The sequence below is a fragment of the Paenibacillus sp. VT-400 genome (assembly GCF_001029205.1).
GTDB lineage: Bacteria > Bacillota > Bacilli > Paenibacillales > Paenibacillaceae > Paenibacillus > Paenibacillus amylolyticus.
In genome coordinates, this window is record NZ_LELF01000067.1 from 2,635,971 (window position 1) to 2,654,124 (window position 18,154).

The 18,154-nt window shown below is 45.6% G+C and carries 10 protein-coding genes; 8 read left to right on the forward strand and 2 right to left on the reverse strand.

Going from position 1 to position 18,154, the window contains the following annotated elements:
• Positions 1-105: 105 nt before the first annotated feature.
• The gene (locus tag EL84_RS22225) at positions 106-720 is read right to left on the reverse strand and encodes a TetR/AcrR family transcriptional regulator (protein ID WP_047843147.1); all 615 of its coding nucleotides are present in this window, start codon (positions 718-720) and stop codon (positions 106-108) included.
• Between the two features lie 176 nt (positions 721-896).
• Between EL84_RS22225 and EL84_RS22230 the strand changes: the two genes are divergently transcribed.
• Complete coding sequence (locus tag EL84_RS22230; protein WP_047843148.1) at positions 897-1,634, forward strand: SDR family NAD(P)-dependent oxidoreductase; 738 nt, start codon at positions 897-899, stop codon at positions 1,632-1,634.
• 130 nt (positions 1,635-1,764) lie between these two features.
• On the opposite strand, the gene EL84_RS22235 is transcribed toward EL84_RS22230, so the two are convergent.
• Positions 1,765-2,637 (reverse strand): helix-turn-helix transcriptional regulator, encoded by an 873-nt coding sequence (locus EL84_RS22235; protein ID WP_047843149.1) that lies wholly within the window; start codon positions 2,635-2,637, stop codon positions 1,765-1,767.
• Between the two features lie 208 nt (positions 2,638-2,845).
• Between EL84_RS22235 and EL84_RS22240 the strand changes: the two genes are divergently transcribed.
• The 7 genes from EL84_RS22240 to EL84_RS22270 all read left to right on the forward strand — a co-directional run bounded on the left by EL84_RS22240 (position 2,846) and on the right by EL84_RS22270 (position 18,139).
• Positions 2,846-9,229 (forward strand): GDSL-type esterase/lipase family protein, encoded by a 6,384-nt coding sequence (locus EL84_RS22240; protein ID WP_047843150.1) that lies wholly within the window; start codon positions 2,846-2,848, stop codon positions 9,227-9,229.
• 275 nt (positions 9,230-9,504) lie between these two features.
• Positions 9,505-11,217, forward strand: coding sequence for a sensor histidine kinase (locus EL84_RS22245; protein ID WP_047843151.1), 1,713 nt, complete (start codon positions 9,505-9,507; stop codon positions 11,215-11,217).
• Entirely contained in the window at positions 11,214-12,620 is a 1,407-nt protein-coding gene (locus EL84_RS22250) for a response regulator (RefSeq protein WP_047843152.1), read from the forward strand. Before EL84_RS22245 ends, EL84_RS22250 begins: the two co-directional genes overlap by 4 nt.
• 249 nt (positions 12,621-12,869) lie before the next feature.
• Positions 12,870-14,606 (forward strand): sugar ABC transporter substrate-binding protein, encoded by a 1,737-nt coding sequence (locus EL84_RS22255; protein ID WP_047843153.1) that lies wholly within the window; start codon positions 12,870-12,872, stop codon positions 14,604-14,606.
• Between the two features lie 60 nt (positions 14,607-14,666).
• Positions 14,667-15,581, forward strand: a complete 915-nt coding sequence (locus EL84_RS22260) for an ABC transporter permease (RefSeq protein ID WP_047843154.1) — start codon at positions 14,667-14,669, stop codon at positions 15,579-15,581.
• Positions 15,582-15,594: 13 nt separating this feature from the next.
• Positions 15,595-16,488, forward strand: a complete 894-nt coding sequence (locus tag EL84_RS22265; RefSeq protein WP_047843155.1) for a carbohydrate ABC transporter permease — start codon at positions 15,595-15,597, stop codon at positions 16,486-16,488.
• A 22-nt stretch (positions 16,489-16,510) separates the two neighbouring features.
• Complete coding sequence (locus EL84_RS22270) at positions 16,511-18,139, forward strand: glycoside hydrolase family 13 protein (protein WP_047843156.1); 1,629 nt, start codon at positions 16,511-16,513, stop codon at positions 18,137-18,139.
• Positions 18,140-18,154 lie beyond the last annotated feature (15 nt).

Here is an 18,154-nt window from a genome sequence, read left to right on the forward strand (position 1 = left end):
GCATGTCCCTGAGTAATCAGGAGCATCTGCTCCATCTGCAACTAGCCTGTTATCTAAAGCAGACATATCGTTCATCGTGATGTTCACAAATCAACTTACTTGAGATCAAGATTCAAACGTGTTACCGACATAATGAAAAGAGTGAATATGCGTTTTGGTGAGATCAATCACGTTTTTGATAAATGCCTCACGTGATTCACGATATCCGCTTAATATCCAATTATTTAATAGTCCAAAAAAACCGTAGGCGGTATAGTACTTGAAATAGTCCATATTAACTGGGGAGTTGTTGATCGTCTCAAAGACAAATTGCTCCTGATAGATTTTGAGTATGGTTTGCGGAAAGCCTGTATGTAGACCGGGTAACGTATCATCGTATTGAATCAGTTCGAAGAAATCACGGTGCTCGTAGATATAATCCACGATTTGAAAAGATTCGGCATCCAGCTTGTTTGTTGAAACCTTTTGACCGTGCCAATAAGGTTTGCCTACTGCGCCCCTCAATCCTTCGAGTGTCATACTCAACAACTCTTCGGCGAGAATATATTTATCCTGGTAGTGTAAATAAAACGTGCTACGATTATAACCCGCCTGATCAACGATGTCTTTGACAGAAACACCATGGAATCCTTTTTTCTTAATGAGCTGAATCAGAGCAGTTTTTAGGTGCTCCTTGGTTCGATTACGATGTTGAGATGTCACAATAAGTTCATTATTCATTCAAAAAAACTCCTATAAATATAGACATAGTTTTATAAAGTGTCTACGAGGTAGACACTTGGTCACATCTTAATGATTGGATTGTTACAATTTTAAGCATAGAATTAGTTTTGTAAACATCATATAGCACTATTTATATAGGCGCTATTCAAAATATTATACTGGGGGATTTATTCATGGGCAAACTTCAAGATAAAGTTGCAGTCATCACAGGAGGAGCATCCGGGATTGGCGCAGCGACAGCTCGCTTATTCGTTTCCGAAGGAGCTAAAGTGGTCTTGGTGGATCTAAATGAAGAAAAAGGTAAGGCGTTTGAGCAGGAACTGAAAGCGCTTAAAGCAGAGGCTCTCTTTATTAAAGCAAACATAACAAGTGAAGAAGAGGTTTCTGAGATTTTCAAACAAACCGTAGAAGCATTTGGTCAAGTCGATATCGTATTCAACAATGCGGGAATCGGACGTGTTCATCCCACGCATGAGCTTGATTATGCCGAATGGCGCAATACAGTCAATGTTGATCTGGACGGCGTATTCTTGGTTGCACGTGAAGCGATTCGCGAAATGCTCAAAATTGGTGGAGGTACAATCGTCAACACGGCTTCCATGTACGGATGGGTTGGTTCACCTGGCTCTGCAGCCTACAATGCAGCTAAAGGCGGCGTTGTGAACCTGACTCGTTCGCTCGCGCTGGAGTATGCTGAGCAGAATATTCGGGTGAACTCCCTTTGCCCAGGCTTTATCGATACACCGATTATCCCGGAAGAGAGCAAACAAGCACTTTCAGCGGCAACACCAATGAAACGTCTGGGTCAAGCAGATGAGATGGCAAAAGCCGTTCTGTTCCTGGCTAGCGACGATTCTTCATATATGACAGGAAATAGCTTGATCATAGACGGAGGATACACCGCTCAATAAGTGTAGCAATTATCGAAGCACACAAAGAACATAGTTCCATTAAAAGTCGCTATTCTAGCGGCTTTTTTTATATTGTATTGGTATAAGAGCAGTTCCCAATTCAAGGACAACTAGCAAACAGCGATTTTAGCTATTCATAATAGATGGCCTCATAAGGAAACTCTAACTTATTCAAGCGATATTCTTTGGGCGACATGGACATATATTGACGGAAAACTTTGCCGAAATAGCTGGGACTCTCAAACCCGCATTGTTGACCAATTTGAGAAATCGGAAGTTCCGTTGTGCGGAGTAGTCGGATTGCAACCTCAATGCGTCTGTCTTTGAGATAGGCTAGCGGTGATGTTTTCTCGGATTTCTGAAATAACCTGCACAAGTAGTGTTTATTGATATCGCAATGGCTGGCTAGAAGATCCAACGTCAATGGAGATGCATAATTCTCTCGGATGAACTTTTTACATTTCTCAATCGTTGTTATGGATAGGGCACCGATATCCTTCTCCGCATCCCGACTCGTCTGTACTAGGATAAGCAACCACCGATAGACTTGCATGGACAAGCGATACTTGTCCGTAACCTTCTCTTGATGAATCAAATGGATAATTTGCCATAACTCTTGAATCAAGGGAGAGTCCGCGTTTCGTCGAATGACATGCCCCTCATTATCATGCATCATATCCCAAATTCGGTTAGCTTCATCCCCGCGAATGTTGATCCATATAAATTCCCATGGCTCGTTGTTCTCTTGTTTATAGTAATAGCAATGTTCTCCTGCAATTTTGACAAGTAGGGCATGTCCCTTCGGTAAAGGGAGCGTTTGATTGTCAATATCCAGATAACCCTGGCCATTAAGTGTGTATTGAAAAACGACATGCCCCGGGTCCGGTCTATCATCACTTGGACAACGATATTCCTCGCTAGAAACGATCTGCCATCCAATAGAGTCCAGTGTCATGATTGATGTATCGTCATTACGAAAAGCATAAGAAACCGTATGAACCATCGTTTCATCTCCTTCCTAAAAAAGTCAATTATCTTATATAATACGTCACATTTTTTAGATTGTCTGTCTTTTTTTAGACCTGTAAGATAAATGTAAGCGGTAACATAAAGAGGAGGTGGCTGTAAATTGTGTTCATATGACAACAAGCTGGGCAGGATCGAACTGATGATTCTAAAAATGAATTTTTAGATAAGGGGGAGTTAATCGAATGATCCGAAGAACTGTTTCCATCCAAAAATCGATGTTTGTATCTTTTTTAGCACTCCTTATGGTTATTTCAATGGCTGTTCCTCCGGCGCCGATACGTGCAGAGTCATCAAGCAGCCTGCCGGGTCGCCAAGCAGAGTATCTTAACCGGGGATTGGTTGCGGTTCTTGTAGACAACGGCGTTTTTTTAAGCTGGAGGTATTTAAACAACGATCCAGATGATATCGCTTTTAATATATATAAAAACGGAACTAAAGTGAACGCATCTCCCATAAGCGATGTGACCAACTATGTGGACACCACTGGTTTCGACAGTTCGCAATATCAGATCTCCACCGTTATTGCAGGCAAAGAGCAAATGCAACCGGAGGTTGTATCGGTCTGGCATAACGATTATCTACCTATCCCGCTCGATAAACCGGCCGATGGCCGGACTAAGGATGGTGGAACCTACTCCTATTATGCAGGTGACGCTTCCGTAGCTGACTTGGACGGGGATGGCGAATATGAAATTGTTTTCCTGTGGAGTCCGAGCAATTCCAAGGACAATTCGCAGGCAGGTTATACCGGCAATGTGTATATCGATGCCATCAAACTGGACGGCACCAAGCTGTGGAGGATTGACCTGGGAGTCAACATCCGCGCCGGAGCGCATTATACGCAGTTAATGGTGTATGACCTGGATGGCAATGGAAAGGCTGAGGTTGTTGTCAAGACGGCGGACGGCACAAAGGACGGCCAAGGCACAGTCATTGGTGATGGCACGAAGGATTATCGCAACGACAGCGGATACATACTGTCAGGTCCAGAATATCTCACGCTGTTTAACGGTGAGACTGGCGCGGCTGTATCCACTGTGAATTATGATCCTCCAAGAGGCAACGTCAACGATTGGGGTGACGGCTATGGCAACCGTGTAGATCGGTTCCTTGGCGGCATCGCTTATCTGGACGGTACGAAGCCAAGTGTCGTGATGAGCCGGGGTTATTATACCCGCACAGTGCTTGTTGCTTATGATTATGTTGGCGGGGAACTCGTCAAACGCTGGACGTTCGACACAAACGAAGCAGGATCACAATATCAATCACAGGGAAACCATAATCTAAGTGTGCTGGATGTCGACAAGGACGGCAAGGACGAAATTATGTTTGGCGCCTTGGCCATTGATGATGACGGCAGCTTGCTGTACAGCACTGGACTCGGCCACGGTGACGCCATGCACGCCGGCCAACTCGATCCGAACCGGGAGGGCTATCAGGTCGTAAGCGTGCATGAGCATTCTGATGCGGCATACGGTCTGGAGATGCGCGATGCGGCAACAGGTGAAATCCTCTGGGGTGAGAAAACAGGTTTTGACACCGGTCGCGGGATGTCGGCGGACATTGATCCCAACTATCCAGGTTACGAATCATGGGCCACGACCGTTACCAACGGGCAAAGTGTACCTGTAACCAATACCTATTCTGCAGCAGGAGAGGCTATCTACACTGTGGACGAAGGGCCCAAAACCGCCAATTTCGCCATCTGGTGGGATGGAGATCTTCAGCGGGAGCTGTTGGACCATGAGTGGGATAATAGCACAGCCAAAGGTATTCCACTCATCTATAAGTGGGATTACCAAAACAAAAAGCTGAATGAAATCTTCCGGGCGACCGGTACGTTAACGAACAACCATACCAAAGGCAATCCGGCACTTCAGGCGGACATTCTGGGAGACTGGCGTGAGGAGCTTCTGTTGCGGAGCGAAGATAGTTCGGAGTATCGTCTCTACACAACGACCATTCCTTCAGACTATCGCATCCCTACGCTGATGCAGGACCCTGTGTATCGACTTGGCGTAGCCTGGCAAAATGTAGCCTACAACCAGCCGCCTCATACCGGCTTTTATCTTGGAGCGGAAGCTACAGCATTCCCTAAAGCCGATCTGACTCTGACCCGCGAAGCTGAAATGCTGGAGCCGGTCTACCGCTTTAATTTCGGTACAGAGACTGCGTCAGGAAGTACGAACATACAGGATACGCTCTACGCACAAGATCCGGGATACGGCTTCAAGGATACAAGTGATGTTACGGTAGGGGCAAATCAGGTCTCGGTCGCGGCGGGCACGACATTTGCCGTTGATCTGCCCAATGCGAACTATAAGGTGATGTTGCGATTGGGCAATGATGCAAATGACTCGAACGTTGGAGTCAAATCCGAATTCGTCCAGAAGCTCGCCGTAACCAATGTGACAGCAGGGACACCACTGGAGTATTCCTATGATATTGCTGTGGTGGATGGACAGCTCGATCTTCTCTTCACGGGTACAGCCATAGACATCCAAGACGTCATCATCGAGAAATATCCAGAGAAAGCGGCTGGTGCGGCAACAACGATCTATATGGCTGGTGATTCAACCATGCAATCTTACAGTGAAGCGCAGGCTCCTCAAGAAGGATGGGGCCAACAGTTCGGACGTTATTTCTCCAATGGGGCTGTCGTCGTGAACGATGCGATCGGTGGCCGAAGCAGTAAATCCTTTATGGTAGACGGTCGTTTGGATACAATCCTGCAACGAATTAAGCCGGGGGACTTCTTCTTCATTTCCTTTGGTCATAACGACGCCAGTGCAGGGATACCGGACCGTTACGCATCACCGGAGGACTATAAGATTTACTTGGCTCGTTATGTAAACGGTGCCAAACAGCGGGGCGCTACACCGGTATTGCTCACTCCGGTTGGGCGCAGAGATTTTAATACAGTGACTCAGGAATTCAACGTCAGCTTCCCGGCATATGTTCAAGCTGCCAAAGAAGTGGCGGAAGAGCAGGACGTGCCGCTGATTGATCTCAGCAAGTTGAGTATTGCTTACTACGACAAAATTGGAAATACAGCTACGGAAAAAGTGTTCCTATATGCTAATCCGGGTGAATATCCAAAATACCCGAATGGGATCAACGATAATACGCATTTCAGCAGCTATGGTGCACAGAAAATTGCCGGACTCGTTGCTGGTGCAGTCAAAGACATGGAGCTGAGCATTTCATCACTGGTCATCGACCCGGATATTTCCGAGCCAGAACCAGAACCGGAAGCCCAGCTATATGAGGAGGACTTTGAAGGCGACGCTACCAACTACCAGTATGCGATGGTCAATGCCACGGGTATTGCAGGAACCATGACGGGAACCGTTGTTGAACAGTCTGGAAATAAGGTACTGTCCGTCGCGGGTTCCGGATCGGGCAATCGGGCCAAGGTATTCCGTCTGTTCGATGCCGTAAACGGCGATCAGGTGAACGTGAACTTTGACTGGCAATCCGGTAATGTGAGTGCCTATCCATCAGAAGGTCATCTCACAATACAGGATTCTAACGAAAACGCCCTGTTCACGCTGTATACCAAAACCGGAAGCACCAAAATTCATTATTTTGTCGGTGCATATAACCCAGACTACGGCACAGGGGATACAGCCATACCCGAAGGGGGAACGGCTACAGATATTTCCAAGAACCAGTGGGTCAATGTGGATGCAACCGTTAATTTTGCCGAAAAAACATTGGATCTGACATTAACGAACCTAGCCGATCCGACAGTTACCCAAACGATTGCAGATATCTCGCTGAGTTCCGCCGCATATGCGAACAACGTCAGATCCATGCGGTTCCTGGGAACGAGAAAAGGCGGTGGAGGCACGTTGAACTGGACTACCCAGATCGATAACGTGCGGATTGAAGGCACTCAGCTCTCTTCAGAGAGTGGCGATCAGACGGCCTTAATCGCTCTATACGATGAGATCAAAGCAATTGATCTGTCGGAATATACAGATGCATCGAAGGCCGTGGTGAACCGGGCTTTGGCAGCTGCGGAAGCTATATTTAATACGGAAGCCACGCAGGCTAAAGTTGACCATACGTTTAACATGTTAACTGTGGCGAAGGATTCATTGACAAGTGAACCAAGCGAAGAGACAAGTGAATACAAATTTGACTTTGGTTCTGGCGACGCAGCCGACGGATACATCAAGGTAGATGCCAAAAGAGCGTACATTGAAGGCAATGGGTACGGCTTTGCTGATACTGCGCTGACCAAAGATGAGAACCGGGAAACCGGAGATTTGCTCAAGGAGGATTTCACACGGGTAAACGGCACCTCCTTCCTGACGGAAATGGAGCCGGCGAATTACCGGGTAACGATGACCATCGGGGATGCGGAGGAATTGACCAGCGCAAATGTCGTTGTAGAGCAGATGACAAAGCTGCCGATTACAAGCATTGCCAAGGGCGAATTCAAAGAAATCACGTATGACGTTGCCCTGGTTGATGGGGTCTTTAACTTCAACTTTACCGGAAATGCACCGAAGATCAATGCGCTGAAGCTGGAGCGACTGCCAGATCACAGTGCAAGTGATAAACCAGTTATTTATTTGGCCAGCGATTCCACGGTGGCCAATTACGCGGAAAACTATCGTCCGCAAGCGGGCTGGGGAGAAACGTTGGGTGAATATTTTGATCCAAATGAAGTCAGTATTGATAACCGGGCAGTTGGAGGTTTGAGCAGTAAGACCTTCCTGGTCGGTGGATATCTCAACGATATTTTACTCGACATTCAAGAAGGCGATTATCTATTCATGCAGTGGTCTCATAACGATTCCACACCTTCACGTCCAGAGCGTTATCTTACACCAGAGCAATTTAAGGTATATCTGAAAGAATACATTAACGGTGCTCTGCAGAGAGGTGCGATTCCGGTTCTGGTCACGCCAGTGAACCGTCGTGATTTTACCGGAGAGGTGCTGAACAAAAGCTTCCCGGAATACGTACAGGCGATGAAAGAAACGGCGCAGGAAACGGAAACGCTTATCATCGATCTGAACCAAGCCAGTTGGGAGCATTTCCAGGAGCTTGGCACAGAAGGAACCAAATCGATATTCATGTGGGTAGGCACAACGGAAGACAATACACATTTGCAAATGAACGGTGCAATCAAGGTGTCTGAACTCGTAGCACGCCTTGTGAAGGAATTGAATATACCTTTATCTGATTTTGTTACGTTGGAAGGAGAATCTCCGGAGCGGGAGGCCCCGCAGACTACGGCAACTGTGGAAGGAGAATTGCAGAACGGCTGGTATACTTCTCCTGCACAAGTAACCTTCACAGCAAGCGATGAAGATTCCGATATCGAAGGGACCTATTATCAAATTAATGGTGGCGAAACGGTGAGTGGCACACAGTTGACCCTAACTGAAGAAGGAACACATACCATCACCTACTGGAGCGTCGATGTTGACGGTAACAAAGAGAGCGAACAGTCTTTGTCCATATCCATTGATCTCGTACCTCCAACCATTGAAATTCATGGTCAAACCGAATACACCATTGATCAGCAGGTGGAAATTGGCTATACAGCCTCCGATTCGGTATCCGGTGTAGAAGAACCAGAGGGTGTGCTTCTCGACACTCCTGCGTATACACTTGAACCCGGACTGAACCAGGTTACGGCAACCGTCTCCGATTTGGCTGGGTGGGAACAGACGGTAGAATATAGTTTTGCAGTTATTACTACATTCGACAGCCTGATTAATCTGACCAACACCTTTGCTGATGAATCGATCGATCCTAATGCCAGCATTCTTGCTGATCAGCTCACAAACACGTTACAGCAGGCCAAACAGGCAGCAAACGATCGTGAAGGAGCAAAAGCGCGTCAATTGCTTGCAGCCTACGGTAATGACGTTCAAGCAGTTAGAGGAACCGTATTTACGGATGAGCAGACAAGTGTGCTGATTAAGTGGGAGGAATGGCTCCATCAGACAACGCCACTTGCAAACGGTGCCCCAGGCACTCCGGTGTTATCTGATAATAATGGTTACGACACGGGGCTCAAAGACGGAGACTATACAATCACGATGAGTCTGTGGTGGGGGAATAACGGTAATCAGTTCAAGCTGTATGAGAATGGTGAACTGATTAAGGAAATTTCTCTGGTCGATCAATCCCCGTCCGCCCAATCTGTTCAAGTTGATATTACTGGAAAGAAAAATGGCACCTATATCTATACTGGAGAATTAATCAATGCACTGGGTTCAACCATGAGTGTTCCACTAACAGTCATCGTCACGGATGCTTCCCCGGGGCAAGCTGTTCTGTCGAACGACAACTGGGACGGTGACGGCAACTATAATGTCACCATGAATCTGTGGTGGGGAACAAACGCAACCGAATACGAACTTTACGAAAATGGTGTATCGATTGACACACAATCGCTGCAATCTCATTCGCCTGGTGCACAGTCTGCGGTTACCTCAATCTCTGGAAGAGTACCTGGAATCTACGAGTATGAAGCTGTACTTCGTAATTCTTCAGGGGAAACCAGATCACACAAATTAAATGTGACGGTACGAGAGTAGACTGAAATGTTGGAGCATTCCATTAACAAGAAGTGATTACAACTGAAGTAAGGTACGCATATAAAAGTGCTATTCCTCATTATTTTGAGGAGTAGCACTTTTTATATGCGCACAGTATGAAAGCGTTTGACTTATTTGAATATCAATCTATAATGATGAAAGGAAATTGGACTTGGACAGGATACAGACAGCCTGTCCGCTTGAATGTATATTCAGAGCAAGCTTCCATACGCAGGAGGCTTGCTGTTTCATTTTCAGAAGGAGAATAGGTTCCCATGACACTTAAAAAAAGAATATTTTTACTGTTCTTTCTCAGTGCGTTTATCCCCTTTATCAGTATATTTGCAATTTCTTATTATACGATCGACTCCATTTTCGCAAATAAGATCGATGATGGTATCCGTAGCAATTTACAGCAGGTGACATCCTCATTGGAGAATTCCATCACCAATCTGAATCATGTGACGCAACAATTATCTTACAGGGGTACTTTAGGCAAAAGAATGGATGAATTCTTGAATCCGTCCTCCGATATCTTCGAACTGATTGAGGCCAGGGACGAATTAAAAAACGAGTTAAGTGTTGTGACCTTCACCAATCCTAATATCGGATTGACCCTATATTACTTTCAAAAAGAAGGTACTACTCAGTTCGGCAACTTTCCGATTAAGGATCGTTTCTCTCCTGAGTCTCTGCCTGTGCTCTTCCAAACCTATGGCATTAAGTACTATGGCCCCCATATGAGTATGAACCGATTTGATGATCAACTCGTTCTGTCTGCTATGCGCAAAGTGCAATTATCCGAGAGGAACGACGTGTTCATTTACGTAGAATCAGGCTTTCGCCTCACTCAAGATATCTTGGGTTACAATCAATACAACGGCGCATTATCTCATCTCATCCTGGATGGTGAAGGCAACATTGTGTACAGCGAAATACCGGAAGCCATGAAGGTAGGGGAGAATTTCACCAGCTTAACGGTCGATCCTGCCAAGGACGGAATATCCCGCGGGTATCACTGGTTCAAGGAGGATTCCTCACAGAAATGGAGTGTCGTATCGGTCATTTCGCAGTCTAAATATCAACAGGAGAAAAACCAGTGGTTGCTTCAAATTTTGCTGGTCGCTTTATTTTTCCTCGGCTTTACCGTGTTTCTCGCTTGGCTCCTGTGGAAGATGGTGTACAAACCACTCGGTCTGTTCCATTCGGAGATCAACGGGATGTCCAAAAATCCACAAAGGACAGTGAGCCGAGCTCGCACTCAGATTCCCGAATTTGATTTTCTGTTGGGTGAATTTTCGAATATGCAGCATCAAATTGGTGACCTCTTCACGGAAGTACAGCAGAAAGAGAAGATTCGTGCAGACCTGGAAGTGGAAAAGCTGCTCTATCAGATCAACCCGCACTTTCTAATGAATACGCTCGATACAGTGCACTGGCTGGCCGTCATGAACGGACAAGGGGAGATCGACAAGCTGGTGCAGTCATTGAACAAGCTGCTCTATTACAATCTAGGCAAATTAGGGCAAGTATCCACCATGGAAGAGGAGATCGATGCCCTAAGACAGTATCTAATTTTGCAGCAAATTCGCTATGACTTTGAATTTGACGTCCGCATTACTGCAGATGAACAAGTACTTCAAATTCCTGTGCCCCGCTTTATTCTGCAACCGCTGGTTGAAAATTCGTTATATCATGGATTAAGTGACGAAGGTTTTATTCATATTGAAGTGACATGCACTTCAACGTTGAACATTATGATACAAGATAATGGCGCAGGTATGACTGAGGAAACCATTCATAATCTGCTGAACAATCGTGAGGCTGAACAACAAAAAGTAGGGATGGGCATCGGACTCAATTATGTTCACCGCATGTTAAAGGCACAGTACGGGGACCAAGCACAACTGGTGATCGAGAGTGAATTGGGAACAGGGACAAGCATACTGCTCGTATTGCCTATTAAAGGAGAAGATATCTCGGCATGATTAAGGTATTGATTGTAGATGATGATAAGCTGGTACGCAAAGGTATTAGCTCTGCGATGCCATGGGACGAGTTCGACATGGAGGTTGTAGGAGAAGCAAGCAACGGGTTGAAAGCACTGGATTTTCTGAAAACCCAACCGGTCGATCTGATGCTAACGGATCTTGCGATGCCCGTCATGTCAGGGATCGAACTGATGCGAGCTGCAAGGCAGCTCTATCCTGAACTTCATATCGTTGTGTTAACACTGCATCAGGATTTCGATTATATCCAGGAAGCGCTAAGACTCGGAGCCATCGATTATATAGCCAAAGTGCAGCTGGAGAAAGAGCAATTCGAACATGTTCTGCAACGGATTCATACACGAATTAACGGGTTGACAAGCACGATAAGAAAGATGCCTGCACAGAATGAAATCAATTTCCATTATCGAAATGTGTATGCTCTTGTTTCACAAGATCGGAAATCAGAGCATAAATGGCCAATGGAGCTAACTGCGCATGAAGATGAGATAAGATGGGAGGTTGAACGTCATAGCTGCATGTGGGCTGCACCCCCGTCCGAAGAGGATCAACTATTTCATCAATTGAGAGAATGCCTGCATCAAGTTCCCCAGTGTACGTTGTTGGTTTTGTCTGATGTACAAGAGCGAACATGGTCGCAAATCAAAAACTGGATTATGAATTATACAGAGACGTCTTTATTCTATGCATACAACCCCAATAACCAAGTCATTGCCGTTTCGATGAATGAGAAAGACACATGTTCAAATGAACCACAGGATGAGGACCTTGACCGGATTAAACAAAGTTGGTTCCAAACCCCGTGGACCCACCATGACAGTTACTACAATCAACTCATTGATCAGTTTATATCCTTACGATTACATAAAGGTCAGTTGATGGGATTGCTGTACTCGATCGTGATGGAGTGGAACCGTATTTTTGCCCAAACTACGCTTGGAAGAATCTCGATGATCCATTCTTTCGAGTCTTGGTACGAGGTTGAAGAATGGATCAAACAGACTGCTGCAAGCATTCGAAAGGCTGATGAACAGACTTCGTACTCACAGGAAATCATCGATGCCGTGAAAAAAGCGGTGATGATCGTGCAACAGGATTTGGAACAGGCCTATACGGCTTCAGGTCTCTCCCAACAACTCAACATCAGCCGAAGTTATTTCAGTCAATGTTTCAAAGATCTGATGGGGAAAACCTTTAATGAGTACTCCCGCTTCATCCGGGTAGAGAAATCCAAAGAGTACTTGCTCAATACGAATAATACGATTTTCTGGATTGCGGAGCGAGTGGGTTATTCGGATGAAAAATATTTCAGCCGGATTTTCCGCGAACTGACAGGTCTTCTGCCAAGCGAATATCGGCAGCTAGGTAGAGGAAATAAATAGCCGACAGTCTCCTGTTTTAGGAGCTGCCGGCTTTTGTTTTGATCTAGAAGAGGGGTAGATAGACAAATGTTAGTCAGTAGGTAGGGTAAATGATCACAAGTTAATCATACTTCATCATACGGACTGAAAACTGTAACCATTTCTCTATCCAAACGGACGTGTAATCCCTATCTCGATTGGCCTTCACTTCATTTTATAATGAAAGCGCAAACAAATATTGAACATCAGAATAAAGGGGAATCGAACTAGATGAGAACAAAATGGTCTATGAAAAGCAAACGGGTGACAAAGCGTCTAGCCGTGCTGTCCATGTCCGCCTTGATGGTTGCAGCCCTAGCGGCATGTGGAGGCACTTCCAATCCTCCTACTGCAGAGGAAGCAGGCAAATATGAGGTAACGCCTGGAGATCCGTTCAGTGCCTATAAAGACGAAATAACCGTAACCATGGGACGGGTAACCACAGCCAACCCAAAACTGCCGGCTGGTGATACCTATGAGAACAACGCATATACTCGGCTGGTCAAAGACACGTTTAACGCTCAGATTACAGATCAATTTGAAGCCAATGGTGAAGATTATAGTCGTCAAGTATCGCTTGCCATCGCATCCGGGGAATTGCCTGACATGATGCGTGTTGATTCCAAAGATGAACTGAAAGAACTGGTGGATAACGATCTGATTGAGGATCTGACCGCCATCTATGATCAATATGCCACAGATAACATTAAGCAGATGTACGATTCCTATGATGGGCGTGCATTAGACAATGCAACGATTGATGGACGTTTGATGGGCCTTCCGGCGACTTCCCTGGATTCCGCACCAACGATGGTTTGGGTTCGTCAAGATTGGCTGGATCTGCTGGGGATTCAACTGGATGCAGACGGAGACGGTGCCCTTTCACTGGATGAAGTGGAGCAAACAGCGCTGGAATTCCTGAAAAGAGATCCTGGCCAATCCGGGAACCCGGTAGGTATTCCATTTGTGAACACGATGAATACAACAGATTATAATGGCTCTGCTTATACGATGCTGGGTGTGGCCTCAACCGAGGGTGCCTTCCCGCAATATTGGATGAATGGTGAAGACGGCAAAATCGTGTATGGTTCCACGACAGAAGAAACGAAGAAAATGCTGGGCACCATGGCGGATTGGTTCAAGAATGGTATTATCGACCCGCAATTCGGAACCCGCACGTTTGATGATATTACCGCACTCTACGCCAATGGCCAAAGCGGTATCGCCTTTGGACCGTGGCATATCCCTGACTGGGGACTGATCAGTGCAAAACAGATGGATAAAAATACGAAATTTTCGGCTTATACGCTGGAGGATGCAAACGGCAAGGTCAATGTGGCGCATGCCAATCCATCCAATCAGTTTATCGTGGTGAGAAAAGGTTATGAGCACCCTGAACTGGCCGTTAAAATTGTAAACCTGTTCTACGATAAACTGGCAAATGATAAAAATGCCGCAGCAACCATGCCGGAAGCTGCCAAGTATCAGGAGACCGGGGTAGACGGATCTACGAGACCTTTTAATATCGAAGTCAACTCGGCTACATCGCTACTGGATGATTACTCTGACGTTGTTCGCGGGATTAAAGGTGAGATCAGCCTGGATGAGGTTCGCACAACCGAATCGAAGAACAATATCGGAAGCATCAAAACCTATTTGAGCGACATGGATACGGATGATGTGACTGCTTGGTCAAAATATCATTCGCGGATCAACGGTGTTGGACTGATCGACAAACTGACACAAGAAAACAAATTTGTATGGATGACACCTGCTTTCTCTGGCACTACACCAAGCATGAAACAGACGTGGGCCAATCTGACAAAGTTGGAGCAGGAATCGTTTATCAAAATTGTAACGGGTTCAGAACCGCTCGATTATTTCGATACATTCGTCAGCAATTGGAAGAAACAAGGTGGTGATCAAGTCATTCAGGAAATTGAAGACGAGATCGCATCGAAACAATAATATCCATGAACAGTGGAAGGGCTGCGATACGCAGCCTTTCTTCAGGAAAGGGGTTCATCCATGAAACAGGGGAATTGGAAAGCGAGAGGGCGGCTCGGCCCAGGTGCCATGTACCATATGATGATGCTGCCGGGCATTTTGTTTTTGCTTGTATTCAGCTATGTTCCAATGGTCGGTATCATTACAGCGTTTCAGGACTATATACCGGCCAAGGGCATGTTCGGCTCCGAATTTGTAGGCCTGAAGCATTTTATGTATATGTTCAAGCTTCCGGATATCGCGCAGGTCGTCAGCAATACGTTGGTGATTGCGATTGGCAAGATTCTGCTCGGAACGATGATGGCCATCATTTTTTCTGTTTTATTAAATGAAATTCGTATCAAATACGTTAAAAAATCTGTGCAGACGATTGTTTATCTGCCGCACTTTCTATCCTGGGTTGTACTGGCATCGGTTGTTGTCAACATGTTCAGTTTGGATGGCATTGTGAATCAAATGTTGGCGTTCTTTGGACTCGAAAATATTAATTTCCTTGGCAGCAACACCTGGTTCCAGCCACTGATTATCGGTACAGACGTATGGAAAGAGTTTGGTTACAGTTCCATCGTTTATCTGGCTGCGATTACGTCCATTGATCCCGGTCTGTATGAAGCGGCAGGAATGGATGGAGCAAGTTGGTGGAGAAAAGTGTGGCATATTACATTGCCAGGCATGCTGCCTATTATTCTGCTCATGGGCGTAATGAGTCTGACCAACATTTTGAGCGCTGGTTTCGATCAAGTCTATAATCTGTATAACCCGGTTGTCTATGAGTCGGGCGACATTCTGGATACCTATGTCTATCGGATCGGTCTCGTTGGGCGACAGTATAGCTTCGGTACAGCTGTTGGTTTGTTCAAGTCCGTTATCGGTATTGTTTTGCTCATGTCTGCCAACCAGTTGGCCAAAAAATATACGGACCGAAAAATATTCTAAGGAGGCCAAACCTGTGTCCTATTCTACAAACTTAAAAGATCGAATTGGCCGGTTTGCCATCTATGCCATCGTCATCATGCTGGCATTGGTCTGCCTTCTTCCGTTATGGAATATCGTCGCCATTTCATTCAGCAGCAGCGAGGCAGTATCCGCGAACGCAGTAGGTCTCGTTCCAGTTAATTTCACAACAGCAGCGTATACCAAAATTATCGAAGATGCACAGTTCTGGCGCTCCTTTGGTATATCCGTTCTACGTGTTGCGCTAGCTCTTGTGCTTAACATGATTCTGATTATTTTAATGGCGTATCCGCTATCCAAATCAAAAAGAGATTTTAAAGGCAGAAACATTTATATGAATATCATGATTTTTGCCATGTTGTTCAGTGGAGGCATGATTCCCAGTTACCTGCTGATCAAAAACCTGGATATGCTGAATACGATCTGGGCACTTGTTCTGCCAGGCGCTGTCCCGATATTCAGTGTCATTCTCGTGATGAATTTCTTCTCCGCTGTACCTAAAGCGCTTGAAGAAGCAGCATTCATCGATGGGGCCAATCCGCTCCAGGTCTTGTTCAAAGTGTATGTTCCCGTATCCATTCCTGCACTGGCGACAGTCGCCTTATTCAGTATCGTGGGTACGTGGAATGACTTTTTCGGCGGGTTGATCTATATGACCAAAGTGAGTAATTATCCGTTAATGACCTATATTCAGTCCCTTAACGTGAATATTGCTGATTTGCTTCAAGCGGGCACAAATTCCAGCGAACTCAGTAACCTGACTGAAATATCGAACAAAAACCTGAATGCAGCCAAAATCGTAGTCGCTGTTATCCCGCTATTGCTGATTTATCCGCTGCTGCAAAAATACTTTGTGACGGGCATTGTCGTAGGATCGGTCAAAGAATAACATTAGAGAGGTTGAATGGAACATGGAAAATAAAAAATGGTGGAAAGAAACCGTTGTATATCAGATATATCCACGTAGCTTTCAAGATCGAAACGGGGATGGCATCGGAGACTTGGAGGGCATTGTGTCCCGATTGGATTATTTGCAGCAACTCGGCATCGGTGCGATCTGGTTATCACCCGTTTGCAAGTCTCCTCAAGATGATTACGGATATGATATTTCAGATTATCAGGACATTGATCCGATGTTTGGGTCTTTGGAAGATATGGAAACGTTAATTGATGAAGCCGGGAAACGAGACATTCGGATCATTATGGATTTGGTGTTGAACCACACTTCGGATGAACACCCCTGGTTTCAAGAAGCCAAAAAAGGTAAAGACAATCCGTACCATGACTACTACATCTGGAGAGATGGCGTGGAAGGAACACCTCCGAACGACCTGGGGTCCACCTTTGGTGGTTCAGCCTGGGAATGGGTGCCTGAGATCGGGCAATATTATTTGCATCTCTTTTCCGTAAAACAGCCAGATCTCAACTGGGAAAACCCCAAAGTCCGGCAGGAGATATACAACATGATCAATTGGTGGATCGACAAGGGTGTGGGTGGTTTTCGCCTTGACGTGATCGACTTAATCGGTAAAGAACCGGATTTGAAGATTACGGGAAACGGACCTAATTTGCATAAATATATCAGGGAACTGAGCAAGGAGACGTTTCAAAAAGCGGAAGACCTGCTAACCGTTGGAGAAACATGGGGCGCCACTCCGGAAATCGCCAAACTGTACAGTAATCCAGACGGAAGTGAGTTTTCAATGGTCTTCCAATTTGAACACATCAGCTTGGATGAACAAGAAGGCAAAGGAAAGTGGGATCTTAAACCTTTGGATGTGATGGCATTAAAAACAGTGCTGTCCAAATGGCAGACAGAGCTCAAGGGTGACGCCTGGAACAGTCTGTTCTGGAACAACCATGACTTGCCTCGAATCGTGTCACGTTGGGGAAATGATGGAGAATTCAGAGTTGAATCGGCTAAAATGTTGGCTACCCTTCTTCATGGCATGCAAGGTACGCCTTACATATATCAAGGTGAAGAGCTGGGTATGACGAATGTTCAATATGCGATCGAGGATTATCGGGATATTGAATTGCTCAACTTTTATAAGGAAAGAATGGAGAAAGGTTATCCTGAACAAAGCGTGATGGAGTCGATCTACGCCAAGGGCCGCGATAATGCACGCACACCTATGCAATGGGATACTTCCGATAACTCGGGTTTTACACAAGTGGAACCTTGGATTAAGGTGAATCCAAATTATAAGCAGATCCATGCCGAGGAAAGTTTGAATAACCCTGAATCCATATTCCATTATTACCGGAAGTTAATCCAACTCAGAAAAGATCATGAAGTCATTGTATATGGTGATTATGAGTTGATCTTTCCAGAGAACCCAGACGTGTTTGCTTATACCCGAACGTTGAATAGTACGACAATTCTTGTGGTATGCAATTTCCAAGGATATACGACTGAACTTCCGCTTCAGGAGCAATTAACAGGTTCTCATCAGCTTTTGGTAGCTAACTATACAGGTGAACTCTCGGAGAGCGAATTACGTCCATATGAAGCCAGAATGTACCTTATCCATGATTAAAGCATAATACGTTAT

Coding starts and splice junctions, on each gene's coding strand:
- EL84_RS22225 (WP_047843147.1), bottom strand. CDS start 720: ATGAATAATGAACTTATTGTGACATCTCAACATCGTAATCGAACCAAG.
- EL84_RS22230 (WP_047843148.1), top strand. CDS start 897: ATGGGCAAACTTCAAGATAAAGTTGCAGTCATCACAGGAGGAGCATCC.
- EL84_RS22235 (WP_047843149.1), bottom strand. CDS start 2,637: ATGGTTCATACGGTTTCTTATGCTTTTCGTAATGACGATACATCAATC.
- EL84_RS22240 (WP_047843150.1), top strand. CDS start 2,846: ATGATCCGAAGAACTGTTTCCATCCAAAAATCGATGTTTGTATCTTTT.
- EL84_RS22245 (WP_047843151.1), top strand. CDS start 9,505: ATGACACTTAAAAAAAGAATATTTTTACTGTTCTTTCTCAGTGCGTTT.
- EL84_RS22250 (WP_047843152.1), top strand. CDS start 11,214: ATGATTAAGGTATTGATTGTAGATGATGATAAGCTGGTACGCAAAGGT.
- EL84_RS22255 (WP_047843153.1), top strand. CDS start 12,870: ATGAGAACAAAATGGTCTATGAAAAGCAAACGGGTGACAAAGCGTCTA.
- EL84_RS22260 (WP_047843154.1), top strand. CDS start 14,667: ATGAAACAGGGGAATTGGAAAGCGAGAGGGCGGCTCGGCCCAGGTGCC.
- EL84_RS22270 (WP_047843156.1), top strand. CDS start 16,511: ATGGAAAATAAAAAATGGTGGAAAGAAACCGTTGTATATCAGATATAT.